This window comes from Fibrobacter sp., assembly GCF_045601785.1.
Classification (GTDB): domain Bacteria; phylum Fibrobacterota; class Fibrobacteria; order Fibrobacterales; family Fibrobacteraceae; genus Fibrobacter.
Window position 1 is genome coordinate 66772 of record NZ_JAZSAF010000004.1, and the last position, 19216, is coordinate 85987.

Consider the following 19216-nt stretch of genomic DNA (forward strand, 5'->3'; position numbering starts at 1 on the left):
CTAGATTCCGTCGTAGATTTCCTGGTAGATCCAGTAGTTGCCCATGACGCGCTTCACATAGTCGCGGGTTTCCCAGTAGCTGATCTCTTCGGCACGGATATCCCAGGACTTGCCTTCTCCCTGCGCCTGCCAGCGCTTGGTGGGCTTGGGACCTGCGTTATAGTTGCCGAGCACATACATGTAGTCGTTGCTGTATTCGGCCTTCAAGTCCACCAGGTAGCGAACCCCCAGGCGGATGTTCATATAGGCGTTAAAGAGCTGCTTCGGTTCAAAGTTCGCAAGGCCTTCCTTTTCAGCAAGCATCTTGCCAGTTGCGGGCATAATCTGCAGTAGGCCGCAGGCGCCTGCCGGCGACATGATTTCAAAGTTGAAGATAGATTCCTGGCGCATGACGCTGTAGACAAAGAACGGGTCTATACGATCAGACGAATGGAACTTGACCTGGTCCCTGTAGGGGATCGGGTAAAGGAAATGCAAGACGTCGATGGGCGGCGCCATCAGGCGGCGTCGATCGATATTGTTCTGGAACTGGCGCGCCAGGCGGTACCCGGCAGCCGTCTCGCCCATTTCATAGAAGAGCTTGCCGTATTCGTACAGAAAGTCAAGGCGCTTCGCGTTCTTCTTGCGGGCTTCGTCATAGAGCGCAAAGGCCTGGTCGCTAAAGCCGTACTGGAACAAGGTGCGAATGCGATTGTAGCGTTCTGCATTGTAGCTTGTATCGGGCTTTCCGACCTTCTGCGAGGCGCGAACCCAGGCAAGGGTCTGCTCCGGGGCCATCTGCACTCCATGCGCATACGGAATATCCTTTTTCGCCATCAGCTTGTAGCCTTCCAGCTTCAAGCGGCTGCGGTGAGCATAGTAGGCCAACGGAAAATCCCTAATGCAATCCAAATAGGCTTCGCGCGCCAAGGAGTCCTTACCTAGGCGCATATAGGCGTCGCCCAGGAACATCCTCGCGCCGCTTCCACTCCACAGGAACGGTTCCTTGGTTGCATCTATCAGCGCAGGGACCGCTTCAGCCCATTTTTCCTGCTTGAAGTAGATGAAGCCTATGCGGAATTTTGCCCACTGGCGCTTGATGTTGTTCTTGAAACGCTTGTGAGAAAGCGTCTTGTAGCAGACTATTGCGCTGTCGTACTTTTCCTTCTGTTCGTACTCAAAGCCCTTCACCCAAAGGTTGTTCGCATTTTCCTTGCTGTACTGGCTTGCATCCTGCAAGGCGGCATCCATCTCGCGGATTTCCTTGTCGTAGCGCAGGGCATTGTTGCGGTACAGGCGCAATATCGACTGCATCCACAGCGGGCGCGCTTCTACGGAATCCAGCAAGAAACGGAACTGGCGAATCGATTCGTCCTCGCGCTTCAGGGTGCGCAGGGTGACAGCACGCTTCTCCCACAGGTTGATGCGGGTCGCCATGTCCAATGAACTCGGCGGAAGCCTCTTCTGCAAGGAATCGTCGGGCAGCGGCTGGGCGACTTCCGGCGAAAGAGCAACCAGCGTCGAATCGAGAATCTTTATCGAATCAAGCAACACCAGGCATTCGTTCGCATTGTCCTTGGCGCAGGCCATCTTCGCATAGGCGACCTTTTCTTCGAGCGTCTCGGGGGCGCCACGCACCTTGCGGAGCCTGCGGATCGCCATGAAAGCAGAATCCTTGTATGCCGACGAACTCGTCAAGAGCCGCAGATAGATGCGCTTTGCATCCTTCATCTGCTTGAACTGTTCCAAATACTGTGCATAGCGGTAACGGAGCGCCGCCGCGTCGTCGGACCTCGGATACTTTTCTACAAAGACCTTCAGGGAATCCGCATGGGCATGGTCACTCAAGGTGGAATCGGCCATCGCAGCTTCAATCCGCAGGCGCGATGCGGCCCTGTCAAAAGAGGCGTCCTGTTCCAAGTCCTTGTTCTTGCGCAAAATGGCGCGCATCTCGGCGTAATTTCCAATCTTGAACAGAGACTTCGCCATTCGCAAGACGACAGCCCCGTTCAGCACGGAATCGCGGCCCTGCAAAGAATCGTAGGCGGCATAGGCGCTGTCCCACTGTTCCCTGTAAAAGAACTGGGCCGCACGGGCAAAGGCGCGGACATCCTTCGGCTGTCTTTCATCTTCGCTAATCGCCTTCAGCCGCTCGTAGCGAACCACCATATCCTGGAAATGTGCCGGAGCAATCTGCTCCAGTTCCGAATAGGGGTCCGGCGGAACCATCGGCATCGTCGCGATCAAGCTATCGGTCGCAGCGGTCGGCAGCGGGTTCTGCGGAAGAGCCTGCTTTTTAGGCAATGAATCGGCAGGCAGCGAAAAGGAAAGGCTCCACGCACAAATGAGGAACACTACAAAAAGGGTCAACTTACTCATCGAAGGCGTCATTTCTTGTTTTCTACCTGGCCCACCACGCTCGAAATGCCCAAATCCTTAATCGTCTGGGCGTACTTCTTGTGCATGAAATCATTCACGCTCTCGGCATCATCCATCTGTAGCACTGTGAGCGCCGAATCGCGCACATCTTCAAAATTGATCGAGCGGATAATCTTCTTGGTGGACATCACGTTCCACGGAGTCATCGACAGTTCGTCGACTCCCAGGCCCACCAGCAACAAAACGCTTATCGGGTCCGTACTCATTTCACCGCAAACCGCCACCGGTATTCCTTCGCGATGCGCCGCGCGAACCGTCTGGTAGATCATGCTGAGCACAGACGGATGGTGCGGCTGGAACATATCCGTGATCAATTCGTTCGTACGGTCTACTGCCAGGGTAAACTGAATCAGGTCGTTGGTGCCAATGCTAAAGAAGTCCACTTCTTTCGCTAGTTTGTCCACAATCATCACCGCGGCAGGGACTTCGATCATCGCACCGATCTTCACCTTGCCGACCTTGTGACCTTCCGCTTCCAGTTCCTTGTGGCACTTTTCAATGCATGCCTTGGCGCGGCGCAGTTCCGCCATTCCCGAAATCATCGGGAGCAGAATGCGCAGATTGCCCTTCGTATTTGCAAGCAGCAAGGCCTTCAGCTGGGTGCAAAAGATATCCTGCCGGTCCAGGCACACGCGAATGGAACGCCAACCCATGAACGGGTTCGACTCGTTCACCGCCGTAATGCCATTCACCAGCTTATCGCCACCGGCGTCTAGGGTACGAATCGTCACCGGGCACGGCGACATCGTCTCCAGAATGTAGCGGTAGGCGTCGCGCTGTTCATCCTGGGAAGGGGCATCTTTCCTAAAGAACAAAAATTCCGAACGGTAAAGGCCGATGCCAGTTGCACCAAAGTCGGTCACCTTTTCCGATTCCGACGGCAATTCAATATTTGCATGCAGCGTAATGTACTTGCCGTCGCGAGTCATCGGTTCCAGCTGGCGCATGGTAAACAGTTCGCGCCGCTGCCGTTCAAAAATTTCCTGACGAGTATGGAATTCCTTGATATCCTCTTCGTTCGGGTTGATCACAACCCGTCCGCTAGAACCATCAATGATGACCGTATCGCCCGACTTCACAAGGGCCGCAAAATTTCTCAAGCCCGACACCAGCGGAATCTGGAGCGAGCGGGCAAGAATCGCCACATGGCTCGTACGGCCACCGGTGTCCATCGCAAGGCCTGACACCTGCCCCGGCTTAATCGACATCAACAGGCTAGGCAGAAGCTCGTGGCCACCCAAGATGACTCCATCTTCAAAAGCCACATCCTCGAGTACCGGTCCAGAATCTTCCATCGACGCCATCAGGCGGTTGTACAAGTCCCTAAGGTCTGCCGCCTTGTCGCGCATCGCCGGCGAATCAATCTGCTCAAACCGGTCGATATAGGCACCGAGAACCACATGCACCGACCAGCGGGCGTTCTTGTGTTCCGTGCGAATCTTGTCCAGGACACCGTTCATCAGTCCCGGATCCTGCAAGATCATCAGGTGCGTTGCAAAGATGAGGCTATCCTTCATCCCTGCGCGGCTTTCAGAAAGTTCCTTAATCTGCGTGACTTCCTTGACCGTCTTGTTCACAGCCTTCAAGAACAGCTGTTCTTCGTCTGCCAGACGGCTTTCGGGTAAGGTCTCTTCAACGACCGAAATGTTGCGGTTAGTTACCGGAAACACACTTCCCATGGCAAAGCCAGGGGACGCGGGCACACCGGTCAGTTCCGTCCTAACCGATCCTTTCTTCTTAGCAGGGTTCTTCGTTGAAGTGGTCATTAAACAAGCTTTCCAACTGAGAAGCAACGCTCTCTTCGTCTTCACCATCAATTTCGAACTTGACTTCGGAGCCGGCCGGAATAGCAAGCATCATCACGTTCAAAATGCTCTTGGCATTTGCCTTGGACCCTTCAAACACAATGGATATGTCGCTTTTCGCCTGACCAGTGATATCCACGATCATTCCAGCGGGTCTTGCATGAATACCCAGTTTGTTTGTTACGACCAATGTTTTCTCTATCATTTTTTCCTCAGAAAAGATCCACGTTGATGTCTAGGCCATCTTGAAGAATGATGCGAACCAGGCTATCAGCCGAATGAACCGTCTTCACCAAATCATCATGCAGTGTGCGGTCGTTCAGCAAAATGCCCACCGTATTGTCCTTGGAACTGATCTTGGTCTGAACCTTTACGACCAGTTCGTCCAAATGGTTGGTCACCTGTTCGAGTTCGCCGAGCAGCTTGTCCGCATTGCCCATCACCTTTTCCGTATTTGCAAACATGTTGTCAATAGGCGGCTTCACCCCGTCAATCAGCTCATTCACCTTGACCGTTACCTGGTTCAGGCCTTCCAGGCTCTTCTTGAGCTGCGGATCCGTCGTATTCAGCATCACCAGAATACGGTCTTCCAGCTTTTCAGCCTTCACGAGCAGGGTCTTGAACCGTTCCTGAAATTCAGGATTCACAATGGTGCTATTGAGTGCCTGCTTGACCGATTCCAAAAGAACCTTGGTAGAGTCACAGACTTCGCCCACAAGACCAAGAGCTTCGGCAATACCTGCATCGAACTGGCCCGTAATGGTATCGCCCGGCGCAAAATAGTTCGTAGAATCCCCGAGGATCATGCCGATCTGTCGTTCACCCATGATACCGATGTTCTGCACGCGGATTTCGGAATCCTTCGGGATCTTCACATCGGTACGAAGCCTAATTTTCACCACCACGCGGTGGCCCGCAAGTTCGATTGCCTCAACCTTGCCCAGTTTCACGCCGTTTACTTTCACGGGGTCATCCAGCACCAGCGTGCTTACCTGGGTAAAGCGTAAATAGTAAGTATTGAACGTTTCCCTGGGATCCTTTTCATTCAAAAAGAAGATTCCAAAAACAAGAATTATCAGGGCCAGTATAACTACCAGGCCAACCGAAAAATAAAGAGCCGAATACTTTTTCATTTGACTCTCAATCTAGCATTATTTGAAAGCGACAGAGGCCCCTCTACACAGAAAATGGGCCTTTAGGCCCTATTTTCAGCGATTTTACAAGAATTTAAGGAACAATGAAAAGGACATCATCAATTATCCATCATTCATTTACGTGGACAATCGGGCTATTGTTCTCGATGCCGTTTACATGGCGATCGAGCCAATCCCACAGCAGGGCGTCGCGCTCGTCCTTCTTGAGCAGGAACTTTTCGCGACCTTCCTTCTGCATGAACACATCGAGATAGGTCATCAGTACGCCACCGGCCACCGACACGTTCATCGATTCCGTAATGCCATACTGCGGAAGCTTGAACTCGTAATCGGCGTGAGCAAGCGTATCGGGGTGGTTCCCGTGGAATTCGCTTCCCAGGTAAAAGGCGGTCGGCTGACTCAAATCCAAATCCAAAACCGAGTTGGTAGTATTGGTGCTTGCAACGGCGATCTTGTAGCCCTTCGCGCGAAGCTTTTCCATGCAGAGCATGCGCTTCTTGTAAAGGTACAGGCTCATCCACTTGTAGGACCCCTTCAGAATGGACTTGTTCACGCTGTAGGCATTGTCTTCTTCAATAATGTGCACATCCTGCAGGCCAAAAACTTCCGCCGTGCGAATCACGGCAGAAATGTTGTGCGGGTCGAACAGGTCTTCAAGCACCATGCAAAAATGTCTGGTACGGCGATCCACCACCGACGTCAAAAGTTCGCGGCGGCGTTCCGTCACGCGCGAAAGCAAGGATTCCATCGATTCTCTTTCTTCACTCATTTCTTTTCCTTGATAACCTGAATGTCCTTTACCATAATCGGCACCGCCTGCATGTCCTGCTCACGCTTTTCACGACGAGCCTTCTGCAAGCGTTCAAAATCACCTAATTCCCAGTGGGCGCCGTTCACCACTTCTTCAAAATCCAGCACATACTGCACATTTTCGGCGGACTTGAGCGAGGCACTCTTGAGCATCGGTTCCTTGTTGCCACCGAAGTACATTCCCGCAGCTTTCTTGATGTCGTCGACGATATGCTCTATCTTCGTATTCACCACACTACGGAACACTTTCATCTGCATGATGCTATTGAGCACCGAATTTCCGGGGAACACGATGGCAGTTAATTTGTACCTAATCTGGTTGCCGGGAATCGGATCCATGTCCAAATACGCGACGGCCGTTCCATGCAGCGCCCACTTTAGAATTTGCGCATGACCGTAGCCAAAGAACACATCCCGCATACCAAGCTTTTGCCCCGCACTATCCTGCAAGGCCCAATAGAATTCGCCCGAAAGGCTGCGGCCGTTGCTACCGTTAAAGAACCTACGGCTCGGATGCGTGTACTCGAGCGTATAGTTTTCATCCAAATACGCATTGATCAGCTGAGCCGTAAACGGCATGTTGTCGAACAAGTAGCTAATCACATTCTGGTTCAGCGGAAGCGTTCCGCTGTATATGTACTCGACACGGTATTGGCGACCGAGCCTTGCATAAATTTCCGGAACCATCGGAGCCTTGGGGTCTGCCTTGTAACCTCGGCTTGCAAGTTCCTTATAGGGCTTGCAGAATTCGTCATTGTACTTGACCTTGGGCCACGGATGCTTATCGCCCACAGAGCAGCCCGGATAGTCGATGTTCATGCAGACTTTAAGTCCGGAACATAGCGAGCGCAGGTCATCTTCCTTTTGCAGTTTCTTCAGGAGCCTATGGCGAGCGAGCGTATCGGTCGCAGGCTCAAGCTCTGCGGGTGCTGCATACAAAAACTGCCCAAGCAAAAGGGCTAGAACCAAGACCTTTGCTATGTTCAACAATGACTTCATCAGTTTCTAAACTCCAGGCTATCCAGGGGCACAAGCGTAAACGGCTTGAGCGAGTCGAGCTTAGCTGCGGGCGCCACAATCGATATGGTCATCTTGTCCATGTCGAAATACTTCTTCACCATCGCCTTCACCTGGTCTGCGGTCACAGCGTTGATTTCCTTCACATAGTCCAGGTAATGGTCCATACTCTTGCCCAGAAGTTCTCCCACGGCAAAAATGTCCGCAGTCGATTCGGGGCTGTCGAACAGGCTCGGCAGGCTTTCTATCAGCGCCTTTTTCGCCTGCAAAAGTTCCTCTTCGGTAGGGCCGTTTTCTGCAAGTTCCTGAACCACTTCACGAATAAGCTTCAATGCAAAATTGACCGATTCTACCTTAGTCTGTAGAGCAATTGTCGTCATGGCCGTATCGCGGTAATCGTTGCCGACATGGCTATACACACTGTAGGCAAGGCCCTCATCGCTGCGCACCCGGTTCATCAAGCGACTCGTAAAGCTTCCTCCCCCAAGGATAAAGCTTGCCACCGCCGCCGGATAGTAATCATCATGGGGTCTACGCACAAAGGGTTGGTTCATCGAGATGTTCGCTTGCGAAATGTCCTTGTCCACAACATAGATGCCAGGCTTGCGCAAGAAGGTTAACGGTTCAGGCTTAGCCCTTTCTAAAGCCTTTTCTGTCTTCGCCTGCTTGGCAGACTTCGGGGCAGGCGCCTTTACCGCCGTCTTCCATTCGGCAAAAAATTCCTTGAGTAGCACAACTGCGGAATCCTTGTCGATGTCTCCAGACAACGCAAAAATAATGCTATCCGAAGAATAGACACCCACGGCAGCTCGTTTGATATCGGCAACCGACACCTTCTTGTATTCATCGGCGTTAGCATCCCAAAAGCGCGGGTTCGGCGCATAGTTCACCTTGGCTCTAAGCGCCGAGAGCACTTTCGCAGGCGTATCGTAGCGGCGGTCATAGGCCGTAATGAAATTCGCGCGTAGAATATCGAGCTGTTCCTTGTCAAAGGCAGGAGCAGTCAGCACCTGCTTCGCAAGCTTAAGCATGCCGACGAAATCTTTCGACAGACAGTCAATTTCAAACGAAGATGTAAAAGTCCCTACAGAAGACGAAAGGCTTGCACTGATGAATTCCAGGGAATCATCGAGTGCCTGCGCCGAGATTCCGCCACCGCCACCACGACGCATCATGCTACCGACCATCGAAGAGGCGGCTTCATCTTTCAACGCAGGGGGAACATGGGACTCGTCGAAATAGACCGTCAAATCCACTAGCGGAAGGCTCCGGTCACTCACGATGTAGCCAACCACTCCTGGGGCAATTTCCACGCGAAAATCCTTGGGATAAGGAGCCACATAGCGAAATTCCGGAAAAACGATATCCTTGTAGCTGGCGGGAATCGCAGGAGCCTGCGCCTGCTTAGGTTCCACCTTTGCAGTGGTGTCGGCCACGGGAACTGCAACATTTTCCTTTTGCGCGGAATCTTTTAGAGTAGAATCCGTCTGCGGTTCAGGAGCTCCAGAACACGCGATCATGGTGCCGGCAGCAAGCGCTGCCGTCGCAACGAATATTTTCAAATCAAGCTTCATCTAAAAGTAAAATAGAAAAATCCATCGGTGGCGTTCAACGATTTTCTACATTTCCCCACATGTCCGGCATCATCCGCTTTGCTCCGAGTCCCACAGGATTTCTACACGAAGGGCACCTGCTCTCCGCGCTATACGTATGGGCCGCCGCAAAGAAATGGGGCCTTAAAATCCACTTGCGCATCGAAGACCACGACCAGGGACGCGCCCGCAAAGAATACATCGACAGCATCTACGAAGACTTGGCCTGGCTCGGATTCAGGTACGACACCCAGAGCATTCAAAGCAGCCACTTCGATTTTTTCCAGAAGGTTTTTGAGAATCTTTCCGCCAAGGGGTTCGTCTACCCCTGCACCTGCAGCAGAAAGCAGCTTCTCGCCGAAAACCCGCGGAGCGAAACCGGCGAAGTCATTTACCAGGGCAAGTGCCGCACACACACCCTCCCCTGCAGCGAGCCGCACAGCCTGCGCATCGCAATTCCAGACAAAGTAACCAATTGGCAAGACGAGCGCCTCGGAACCTTCCACGAAAACCCCAAATTGCAGTGCGGGGACTTTCCCATCCGCGACCGCGACGGATTCTGGACCTACCAATTCGCCGTCTGTATCGATGACATCGCCCAAGGCATCACGCACATCGTGCGTGGCGAAGACATCTTGTCTTCGACAGCCCGGCAAATTCTTCTCTCAGAAATCATTTCAGATTCCTGCGCAAAAGACTCTTCGCTAGACCTCCCTGCCTACAGACGCCCCCTGTACCTGCACCACCCGCTCATCGTAGACGAAAACGGCAAGAAACTATCCAAGCGGGAACACGCCCACAGCATCCGGCAGGACAAGGAACAGGGCGTAAGCGCAGAACAGCTCCTGGGAAGGGTACTGTTCAAGGCGAAATTGCAACCCGAAATCACCCCCATTTCGCTGGATCAGGCCATCTCCCTGGTCGCCGAAAAATTATAACCCCCTTTTGGGCCTTTTTTCAAGGTGATTTTACCGCCAGAAAGCGGCAAAATAGGTATATTCAGGGTATGTCTTCTCCATCTGCCATTGTCGCTAAAATTCGGCAAGAAGCCGCACTCTTTGACTCCAAAGATAGTCTGCTCAGTTTTTCGACTAAAAACGACCTCCAGTCCCCCCTAATGACCGAGACGGGGGATCTCTTCTACGAGAAATGGCAACAGGCGAAAGGGCCTCTTCCCCTGGAATCGTTCTTCCAGGTAGGCGCAAACTTTACGGCCCAGCAGAAGATTTCCGCGCTCGACTCGGTGACCGCGGTTCTCAAGAGCAAGCTCGCCGACTTTGACGAAACAGACCTTTACCTGCTCCTCGGCTTTTTAAAGTGGGACGGCAACGCACTTGCGCCAAGCCTTCTTGTCCCGCTAGACTTCGATGCAGCCAAGAAGACACTCTCCCTTTCGCAAAGGCTTCCCATCGAGAACGTCCTTCTCAGGGAACGACTCAAGGATAAAGTCTCGCTGCCCACCGCCGAAGATGCAACCGCAAACGGCAAGTTCAATATCCTGCTCTACTTCTCGCTTTTCGAAAAGGCGATTGCATCCGAACGCAATTGGCGATTCACCCGCCACGGGCTATGCCTTGGGTTCTTCAACACGGACCTGCTCCTGCTCAAGAAAAAGTACAGCCAGGACTTTTCGGACAAGGCCGTGGCCGCCAACCCCATTCTTGATTCGCTTCTCCGCGAGGAAGGATTCCAGACGCAGGAATCCCTGTTCGAAGAAAAGGACTTTGACAAGGTATTCTCCCCCGCAGACCACCACTTCCTTTACACGACGGACTCGCACACCAACAAGGTGACCGTCGACGCCGAAAACGAGGACGCCTGCGCCTATGCGATACAGGCACTCCCGGGAACGGCCAAGATGAAGGTCGTTGCAAACATCGTCGCAGATGAAATCGCCAAGGGGAAAAATGTTCTCGTCACCTACAGGCGATGCGTTACCAAGCGAGCCTTCACCGAAGCATGGAAACCTTCGTTCCGCAGTTTCCCAAACGCAGACCGGAGCGCCATCGAAGAAAAGGTCCGTTCGATGCGCAAGGACCTCTTGGACTACTACGACGCCGTCAACAAGCCGATTCCCCCAAGCAACGTCCTGCTTTCGGATTTGCTCAAGGAATTCAGGGACGTCCGCACCACCAAGAAAAAATTTCCCGATGCAGTATTCCAGGGCGTTTCGCAGCTTTCCTTCGAAAACTTCTCCGCCCTGAAGAACGACCTGAAGACCCTTTTTGAACTTTACTTCGACAAAAAAGGCATCGACGCCCGCAAGGCATTCCAGGGAGTCAAGGTTCCAAGCCTCACCCCCGAAGGCAAGCTCAAGCTTTCCGAAGAGCTCAAGGCTGCCGCAGACCGAGCCAAGGAACTCGAAACCATCATCAAGGTCATGGAGTCGACCGGGCTATTCACTACGGGAATTTTCCTTTCGGGACTGAGCGACACGCTCGAACTGATGCGCGACAACTTCGACGAGAATACACCCCTGTTCGAAGACTGGCAGCTTAGAAGCCACAACTGGAACGCCTACAAAGACACGCTGACCGCACTCCCCGAGGCAGGCGACAAGTGGGTGCGCTACCGCAGGCAGACCTCCGATATCTACACGGATAACGCCGTCGATGAAAATATCCAGAGCGCCCGCGACGACTTTGCCGAAAGCCAGAAGACTACCCTCAAGGGGCTTTCCGACCGTTACCGTTCATCGCGGCGCAGGCTTCTCAAGGTAATTCGCAATCCAAAGATCGTTGACTCCGACGCAAGGCTACTTGACCTCATCGACACGCTGCTCGACCTGCAGGCCAACAAGAAGGCTTACAAGGAAAGTTCCGTCCTAGGTTACCACCTGCTCGGGCGCGACTGGCATTACGAAGCGTCCAACTGGGTAGAACTCAAGGACAAAATCGAGTTCGTCTACAACTTCCGCGAAAAGCACCAAAAGAACCCCAAGCTCGATTTGCTGTTGCAGCTGCTGGAACAGTGGCATAACTTCAAGGCGCTACAACCCGAACTCGACAGTCTATGCAAGTCCGTCACTGCACTCCAGAGCATCATCAAGCAGATCAACAAGGACATGGACCTCGATACTCCGCTGGAAAGCCTGAGCATCGAAAAGTGGCTTGACAAGATTATGCTTTGGAGCGAAAACTGGGACCGTTTAGACATCCACTTGCAGCTGACGACGCTCTTCCAGAAAATGGAGGGCTACTGCAGTACCGCTCTCGTCGACTTTATCAAGAACCCGGAAAACGCAGACCAGGATTTCTACAACGCCATCATCCACTACTGGACGGGCGCACAGATCCAGGTCGTCTCCAAGATTTGTCCCACGCTGTTTTCGCAGTCCCCCAAGCAGAAGTCCCAGAAGAGCAAGGAATACCGCACTCTCCTGGACCAGTTCATGAACGCAAACTTCAAAGAACTGCACACCGCCGTCGAAGAACACCCCGAACGCCTCACCTCGGTTTCGCTCGCGGATGCCCTCCGGATTCCAAGCCAGCAGGCTTTCGACACTATCATTATCCTGGACGCCGACGCCATTTCCATGGCAGAGACGCTTCCCATTCTGCTTACGACAAAGAAGGCGATTCTTGTCGGTGACCCGCACAATCCGATTCACGAGCGGGAGCCCTCCGATGCCTACCAGGAAGATTCCGTTGCACGGAGTGCCTTCTTCCAGGAAAGTATCCTGACGGCGGCGCTTCGCCAAGGTGTACCCACCAGGGAGCTGTGGTTCTCGACACTCTACAGCGAACCGTCCATCGTGAGTTTCGCCAACGAGCATATCTACAACCAGGGCATCAAGCAACTTCCGCCGCCAAGCAACGCCCGCTTCAACGGGATTTCCTTCAAGGTCGTCCCCGACAAGATTGAAGCAATTGCACAGGCGGCCATCCGCCACGCCGAACGGCATCCCGAAAAGACACTTGGCATCATCGCTTTCCACCAGTCTACCTGCCAGGAAATCGAAGACTCCATCCGTGCAAAGCTTACCATAGGAACACCCACGGCCGCCTTCTTCGAAAGAGTCAACCCCGACATCCGTTACTTTGTCAAGACTCCCGAAAGGGCCATTGATAGGTTCCGCGACGTCATCTTTGTCTGTCTCGAAGCCGAAGGTGTCGGCGGCTCTGCAACGGACCACAAGATTCCCGTGTGCGCAACGCTTGCCAAGAGCGAACTCCGCGTCTTCTCGACGGAGGCTGACCAGAACAAATTTGCATCGCTAAAGCAGTCCCTGTTCCGTGACTGGCTCAGCTTCCTGGGGTCCAAAAATTTCGACCCGTTGCACGATGTTGAACCGGCGTACTCGCCACTACGCGAAGACGTCGTCCAGGCACTGAAGGCAGAAAACATCCAGGTGCAGGAACACTTCTCCAAGGGCGGAATTCCTACGGGGCCCGTCATTGTCGACTCGAACAACCCGGTTCATTACCTAGCCTTGATCGAAGACGACTGCACCACCGAGCGTTTCCGCGATTCCGTCGAAGACCGCGACTACATCCGCCCGATGATTTTAAAGCAGCTGGGCTGGAAGGTCATGAACATGTGGCTTCCGTTCTGGTACATGGCGAACAAGGACGAATTAGGGCACCTGGTAGCAACGATCGCTATCGAGCAGAGCGTCGCTCCGCCCCCTGCCGAAACAAGTGCCGAAGAAGAAGATTCCGAAATCTTTGACCAGGTGGCAGCCCCCACTACCGAGCCCTACCTGGTACAGCACCCCAAGATCGAAGGCACCGCACACGACAAGCCCATTGCGGAACTTCCCGTGCAAGCCCTGATCACGCAGCTCAAGTTCTATGTCGATTCAGAATCGCCCATCCACGAAGAGCTGCTCAAGCAGAGAGTCCTTGAACTGCACCATGTAGACAGGGCAGGTCCCATGCTGCAAAAGGCCTTGTCCGACGCCATCAACCAGGGTCTCCAGAAAAAGCGCTTTGTAAAAACGGGTCCCTTCTTCTATTCGCTCAAGGCAAAGGAGCTTACCCCGCGCAACCGCGAAGCCCGCCCGGACTTCGAACGCAAGCTTGCGTTTGTAGCTCCCGAGGAACGCGCGCTCATGCCGCAGAGCATGGACGAACACGCCCTCAAGCTTGCCATGGGACTCCTAGAATAATTGAACCTTTGCAAAAAAAGCTCGCATCAGCGAGCTTTTTTTAACACTCCTGTAAGCTATTTCACCTTCACGACAAAGGCTGCGATATTGTAAGCCGAAAGTTCGCGCGCCTTATCCTCGGCGGCCTTCTTGTTTCCCCAGCCACCGCCACGGAGCTTGTAGAAGGGGGCATCAAACACGACCTGCACGGCATAGCCCGTACTTGCCGAAAGCTGCGCACGGCGGCGCTGGGCCGCATCAAAGTCCGCGACCGATTCAAACTGCAGCATGTAGTAGCCATCGGACTTGGACTCCTTTGCAGAAGCCTTTCCTGGAACGGCAGATTCACTTGCAGCGCTGTCGCGAAGCGAAGCATTCAACACCGGCTTGTATTCCTTGCCTCTAAACAGGGAATCCAGATCCGTAGGTTCTGCGGCAAACGCCAAGGCACAAAAGCACAGTACAGATAAAACTTTTCGCATGGTGCAAATATAAAAAAAGGGAGCGGAGTTCATCCGTTCCCTTTCTTTCAAAGAGTAACTCTAGACTACTTCGATTCGGAAGTCGCGTCGGCCTTCCAGCCCGTGTATTCCTTCGGCGATCTCTTGACGCCGTACACAGACGTGCTTTCCTGCTTGGCATCCTTACCGACGTCACCCAGGCGCACATAGCTATTGAGCTTCATGATATAGGCACCGGTACCCACCACACGGCCCTTGTCGGAACGCATGTTCCAGCCGATGTAGAAGTTGCGGTCGCCACCGGCATCGATACAGGTTGCGCCACCAAAGTATTCTTCGTTGTAAAGTTCCTTGTTCTTGGCATCATTACAATAGATTCTCTGGCTCTTGCTGGCCACATATCCACCCAGGTTGGTGAAGTACTGGACCTCGTAGAAGAAGTACATGTCGTTGATGTCGATGCTAGCCTTTTCTTCGGCAGAGAGGCCGTTATACAAAGCGTACATGTCGGCCTTGACCAGCTGACCGGGCCTGCCGTTTTCCTTGGCAAGGATTTCGGCCTTGGTCATGGTGGTGCGATAAGAATTGACCGTAATGGCGGGCATGTCGCCTGCACCAACGTTTGCCGTAGAAGCAAACTTGTTCTCGATCACGTCAATTTCAGCATCGCCAATCACCGGAATCCACGGAGACGGGATTCTCTTGGTTTCGTCGTAGCTCGTCGGAGAATTCCAGGCGTAGCTTGCATCGGCAACAGCGCGCAGGGTGTCGCTGCCAGGCTGGCTGGTATGCGTCGTGTCGGCATCGGACCAGAACACTTCGGCAAGGGTACCACCCATACGCAGGTAGTCACCCACATGCGGAGAAACATTACCACGCTTGTACATGAACTTGACACGGCCTTCGGTACGGTTTTCGGATTCGTTGAATTCGGTACCGATCGAAGGATCGCTTTCTGCAGTCACGACCGACGAGGAGTTGCCAAGAGCAGATGTATAGCGCTGGTCTTCGGGCAGTTCCACAGCGGAATTCAGGTAGAAGTCCAGGGCGCTCTTCTTGCTGGTCGTCGTCAGCAGCTTGACCGGTTCAGAGAAGGTCACCACCAGGGAGTCGTACTCGGTCACTTCGTCGCCGTTTCTCAAGGAACGTACCTCGGCGCGGAGCGGAACCGGAGCGATGCGGTCAGTCAGGGCACCGATAAAGCCCTGCTTGACTTGGCGTCCCTTATCTTCGAACACCGCGTAAGAATGGACCTTACCCACACCCTGAGTCTTCACCTTTTCAGAAAGCGTCACGCCACCAATCATGGCCACGTTCGTGCAATAGCCGCCCTTTCCGTTGTATTCAACCGGGTTGGAGCAGTCCACGTTGATGTTGGCCGTACCGACGAGGGCGTTACAGAAGATGGCGGTATCCTTCGGAATGTTCGAGAAGCCTTCCGCGACAGGATTGTGTCTCAAAGTTTCAATATCTTCGACAGTAGTGGTATCGTCCCATAAAATACACATCATCGTCGGGATAGAGTCCTTGTGGATTTTACGGTCGTAGTAAATCGCCACGGAGTCGCCGATACCGTCCAGGTATTCCTTGTTCTCGCTAAAGTACGGTTCCGGAATCTTGTATGCATCCGTAGGCAAGGCGCCATGGGCGTCGAACACGTCAGCAAGCACCGGATACGGCACCGGAGGATCGCGGAAGTACATCGGAGTATAGACGGCCTTCACATAGTCGTTGTATTCGGCAACGATGTATGCCGGGTTGCACTTGGTTGCATCCTCGTCCCAACGGTACTTGGTCATGGAACGCACCTGGACAGTTGCATAGCCGTCATGGAAAGCAATCTGTTCAGGAATAAAGTCAACCTTCGGAGAAGTTTCTGCACCCTTATGGATCAGAAGGCCTTCGCAGTCTTCCTTACAGGGGTAGTACTTGACGTTGCCCGAAGCATCGGTCATCGGCTTCAAGATGGCAAGGTGCAGGTCATAGAGCGTGCCGACCCAGTGTTCTTCGTAGGTACCGTCAGCTTCGGGCTGCTGGCCGGTCACCTGCGTTGCAGTGGAGTCCGGAGCGGACACGAACGAAATCACCGGCAGGTAGAAGCTGACATGCATTGCATTGGGCCTACCCGCAACACCAATCGTAAATTCCGTAAGCGGCTGGGTCAGGTCGTCCATTTCGACAGTTGCCCAGAGGGTATCGACACCGGATTCGCCGATAACGCGCTGGTCGCCCGCATAGATTCTCACAAGATCACCTGCTTCGTTCTTGTAGTAGACCTGCATCAGCGGGTCGAAGGAGAGAGCGTAGCTCATTCCAACGGCAAGCGACGGCTGAACCAGGAGCAGGTTGTCTTCATAAGGTCCGACGTTCGAAACATAGACTGGAACGAGCTTGCCGCCCATTTCGTTAGTCACCAGCTGGTAGGTGCCAAGATCCTTGTCGTTCTTGGAGTCTTCGTCGTCAATGTACTTAGACACGGCATTGCCGTACACCACGTCGAGTTCGCCAGCCGGCGTGAAAGTCTGCACCTTTCTGGTCTTGCCATCGATGGTCACGAACAGGGTGTAGCGGCCTGCGCCAAGACCTTCGACGGTCTTCTGGTTCACGACCGGTGCCGACGGGTTGCTAATGTCGATGCCGTTATTGTAGATACCCGGAACCCTTGCAGTGTCAACGAAGGTACCATTAGCACCTCTCATCTGCTTAATGGGATCCGTCGGCTTCTTTCCGTTCACAAGGAAGAACGCCGGTGCAATAGCCATACATTCCGGCCTTGCGGGGTTCGTAAAGTCAGAGCCGCAGCACTTGACTTCCTGTTCGGTCTCGCTACCTGCCGATGCACAGGAACCGTCGCCAGACTTGGTGTAGCAGAGCTCAAAGATCTTTTCGGCCGGATTCTGCGGATTCTTCTTACCCTTCACCTGAATATCCACCTTCTGCTGGATATACATGTTCGTCTTGATACGCACGTTACTCATGGTGGTACGGCGGTCGCAGAAGAAGATGTCGATATCGTACTGGTTGCCCACTTCCAGCTTGCCGCTCAGACCTTCGAAATTGTCAAGGTCGACATAGCCAGGAGCTGCCAAGTGGGTACCGCCAAGGTCCACAGCAATCTTGTTGTCGATGAACACCCAGATGTCGTCGTCGCCACGGAAGTTGAACTTGAGGCCCGGCTTGTGGGTGAACTTGGCATGGGATTCAAAGCAATACTGCTGGTTACGACCGCCTGTCACATAATCCGTGGTGTTGGCAGTCCAACGGGGAACCTTGGTATCGAGCGTACTCGTCTTTTCCGTATTATCCGTATAGAAGGTCCAGCCCTTAGGAGCCTTGTCCGGGCAACTCCAGCCAAAGCCACAGGTGAACCCGGTAACATTGGCCTTGAAGAAAGCGTCAGTTCCATCACCATCGGCAAACAGGCCTTCGCAGTCTTCACCCTTGCTCCAGCCGGGGCCTTTGCAGAGCAGGTCAATCAAGGGAGCTCCTTCAACCGGATCAACTTCGCGGAGTTCCGGGCCGTAGAAAATAGCGCCTTCGGCAGCGTGCTTCCTACGGGCAGCCCTCACCGGAGTCTGGGTCGGGTCAGCCGCCAAGATAATGGCATCGCCAGTTTCATCTTGCGGGAATTCTACCGGATAGAAGCCACCCGGAACACTCGTTCCTGCACTGACATAGAAGTCGGAGTCGAATTCCCACTTGCCATCGTCGCTGCGGTGGAAGGGCATGTTGTAGCAGCTCTTTTCGTTCACACCCTGGGAGTAGTTGAAGAGCTGGTTGAAAAGGGTCTCATTGATAAAGCACTTCGGGCCATTCACTCCCGATGTATTCAAAGTCGGCTTTTTCATTTTCTGCGGGACATTCGGGTCAAGGGTCGGATTCACGATACCTGTATGAACACCCACACAATAGTCAATGGCTGCCCGGGCCGCAGTTGCAGTAACACCCAGGGCTCCCTGCTGGCATTCCGTCTTGTCGTCCTTTTTCTTGTCACCAAAGCAGGAGAATGCAGGGTGCAGGCTAGCGTCGGAATCGTAAATGATGGCGGCCATGGTATATTCGCATGTACCTTCGATGCCATCCACTTCTGCAGCGGTATAGTAGAATCCGTCGTCGTTGGTTTTCTGTTCTTCGTCTGGAACAAAGAACAAGGTATCCTGACCAGCAGCAGCCATATAGTCAAACGTCATGCCCAGGGGAATCGGGGTGGCATCATCTTCAGCATTGCCAAACAATCCGATCATATCAATGCGTTCTTCGTCATCGTCGCGGTAGAGCACCACGTTGTCGGTAATGGTTTCGTTGAAGAACACATAAGAATACCAACCGCACATGTCAGCAACGGCAGTCATGGGCTTACCGGTCACACCGCCATCCAAGCTAATCATGGGAACCGACGACATCCATTCTTCCATGTCGGGCGGAATCATCACAAAGAAATACTTGGCGTTGGGCGGATCCGGCGTAAAGACGGTCTTGCCCGGAGTCGTGGGATCTTCATAGATATATAGTGTACCTGTAGCAAGGTCTGCACAGGTAAATGCGTCATCGGCAGTGCTCTCATTGTTCGCAATGTCATAATGATTGCGGTCAATCCACTGTGCCGGATAATGCGTACCCGCACTGTTGACGCGGAAAGTCGTTCCCTGACCAACGGAGGCAGCCTTGGCTTCGTACCAGCCAGAAGTACCAACGGACAATTTGGGGAACATGCCACCTGCTTCTAGAGTCACCATAGTCCAAGACGACGGGACTTGGATATATATGGTGCCATCACACCCAAGTGCGAACGCATTCTGCACTCCAGCAAATAACAGGCAGGCACTCAGTGCCCACTTCCACAGGGAGATCTTTGACTTTTTCATCATTT

The 19216-nt window shown here is 53.4% G+C and carries 11 protein-coding genes; 2 read left to right on the forward strand and 9 right to left on the reverse strand.

Going from position 1 to position 19216, the window contains the following annotated elements; genetic code table 11:
- The 7 genes from ACKI61_RS00930 to ACKI61_RS00960 form a co-directional block, all read right to left on the reverse strand.
- Complete coding sequence (locus ACKI61_RS00930) at window positions 1-2358, reverse strand: transglycosylase SLT domain-containing protein (RefSeq protein WP_407455943.1); 2358 nt, start codon at window positions 2356-2358, stop codon at window positions 1-3.
- An 8-nt stretch (window positions 2359-2366) separates the two neighbouring features.
- Entirely contained in the window at window positions 2367-4184 is a 1818-nt protein-coding gene (gene ptsP / locus ACKI61_RS00935) for a phosphoenolpyruvate--protein phosphotransferase (RefSeq protein ID WP_407455944.1), read from the reverse strand.
- On the reverse strand, window positions 4156-4428 hold the full coding sequence (locus ACKI61_RS00940) for an HPr family phosphocarrier protein (RefSeq protein WP_072979301.1): 273 nt from the start codon (window positions 4426-4428) through the stop codon (window positions 4156-4158). The genes ptsP and ACKI61_RS00940 overlap by 29 nt, the downstream gene beginning before the upstream one ends.
- Window positions 4429-4435: 7 nt before the next feature.
- Complete coding sequence (locus tag ACKI61_RS00945) at window positions 4436-5356, reverse strand: MlaD family protein (protein ID WP_407455945.1); 921 nt, start codon at window positions 5354-5356, stop codon at window positions 4436-4438.
- A gap of 130 nt (window positions 5357-5486) precedes the next feature.
- The gene (locus ACKI61_RS00950; RefSeq protein ID WP_407455946.1) at window positions 5487-6146 is read right to left on the reverse strand and encodes a TrmH family RNA methyltransferase; all 660 of its coding nucleotides are present in this window, start codon (window positions 6144-6146) and stop codon (window positions 5487-5489) included.
- Complete coding sequence (locus ACKI61_RS00955) at window positions 6143-7186, reverse strand: hypothetical protein (RefSeq protein ID WP_407455947.1); 1044 nt, start codon at window positions 7184-7186, stop codon at window positions 6143-6145. The genes ACKI61_RS00950 and ACKI61_RS00955 overlap by 4 nt, the downstream gene beginning before the upstream one ends.
- Window positions 7186-8778 (reverse strand): M16 family metallopeptidase, encoded by a 1593-nt coding sequence (locus tag ACKI61_RS00960; RefSeq protein ID WP_407455948.1) that lies wholly within the window; start codon window positions 8776-8778, stop codon window positions 7186-7188. Before ACKI61_RS00960 ends, ACKI61_RS00955 begins: the two co-directional genes overlap by 1 nt.
- A gap of 59 nt (window positions 8779-8837) precedes the next feature.
- On the opposite strand from ACKI61_RS00960, the gene ACKI61_RS00965 reads away from it, so the two are divergent.
- Entirely contained in the window at window positions 8838-9734 is an 897-nt protein-coding gene (locus tag ACKI61_RS00965) for a glutamate--tRNA ligase family protein (RefSeq protein WP_407455949.1), read from the forward strand.
- A 68-nt stretch (window positions 9735-9802) separates the two neighbouring features.
- Window positions 9803-13906: a hypothetical protein gene (locus ACKI61_RS00970; protein WP_407455950.1), complete on the forward strand. Its 4104-nt coding sequence runs from the start codon at window positions 9803-9805 to the stop codon at window positions 13904-13906.
- A gap of 56 nt (window positions 13907-13962) precedes the next feature.
- Here the strand turns inward: ACKI61_RS00970 and ACKI61_RS00975 are convergent, their stop codons facing one another.
- Together ACKI61_RS00975 and ACKI61_RS00980 are read right to left on the reverse strand one after the other, a co-directional pair.
- On the reverse strand, window positions 13963-14367 hold the full coding sequence (locus ACKI61_RS00975) for an SPOR domain-containing protein (protein ID WP_407455951.1): 405 nt from the start codon (window positions 14365-14367) through the stop codon (window positions 13963-13965).
- 65 nt (window positions 14368-14432) lie between these two features.
- Window positions 14433-19214 (reverse strand): fibro-slime domain-containing protein, encoded by a 4782-nt coding sequence (locus ACKI61_RS00980; protein ID WP_407455952.1) that lies wholly within the window; start codon window positions 19212-19214, stop codon window positions 14433-14435.
- Window positions 19215-19216: the final 2 nt, after the last annotated feature.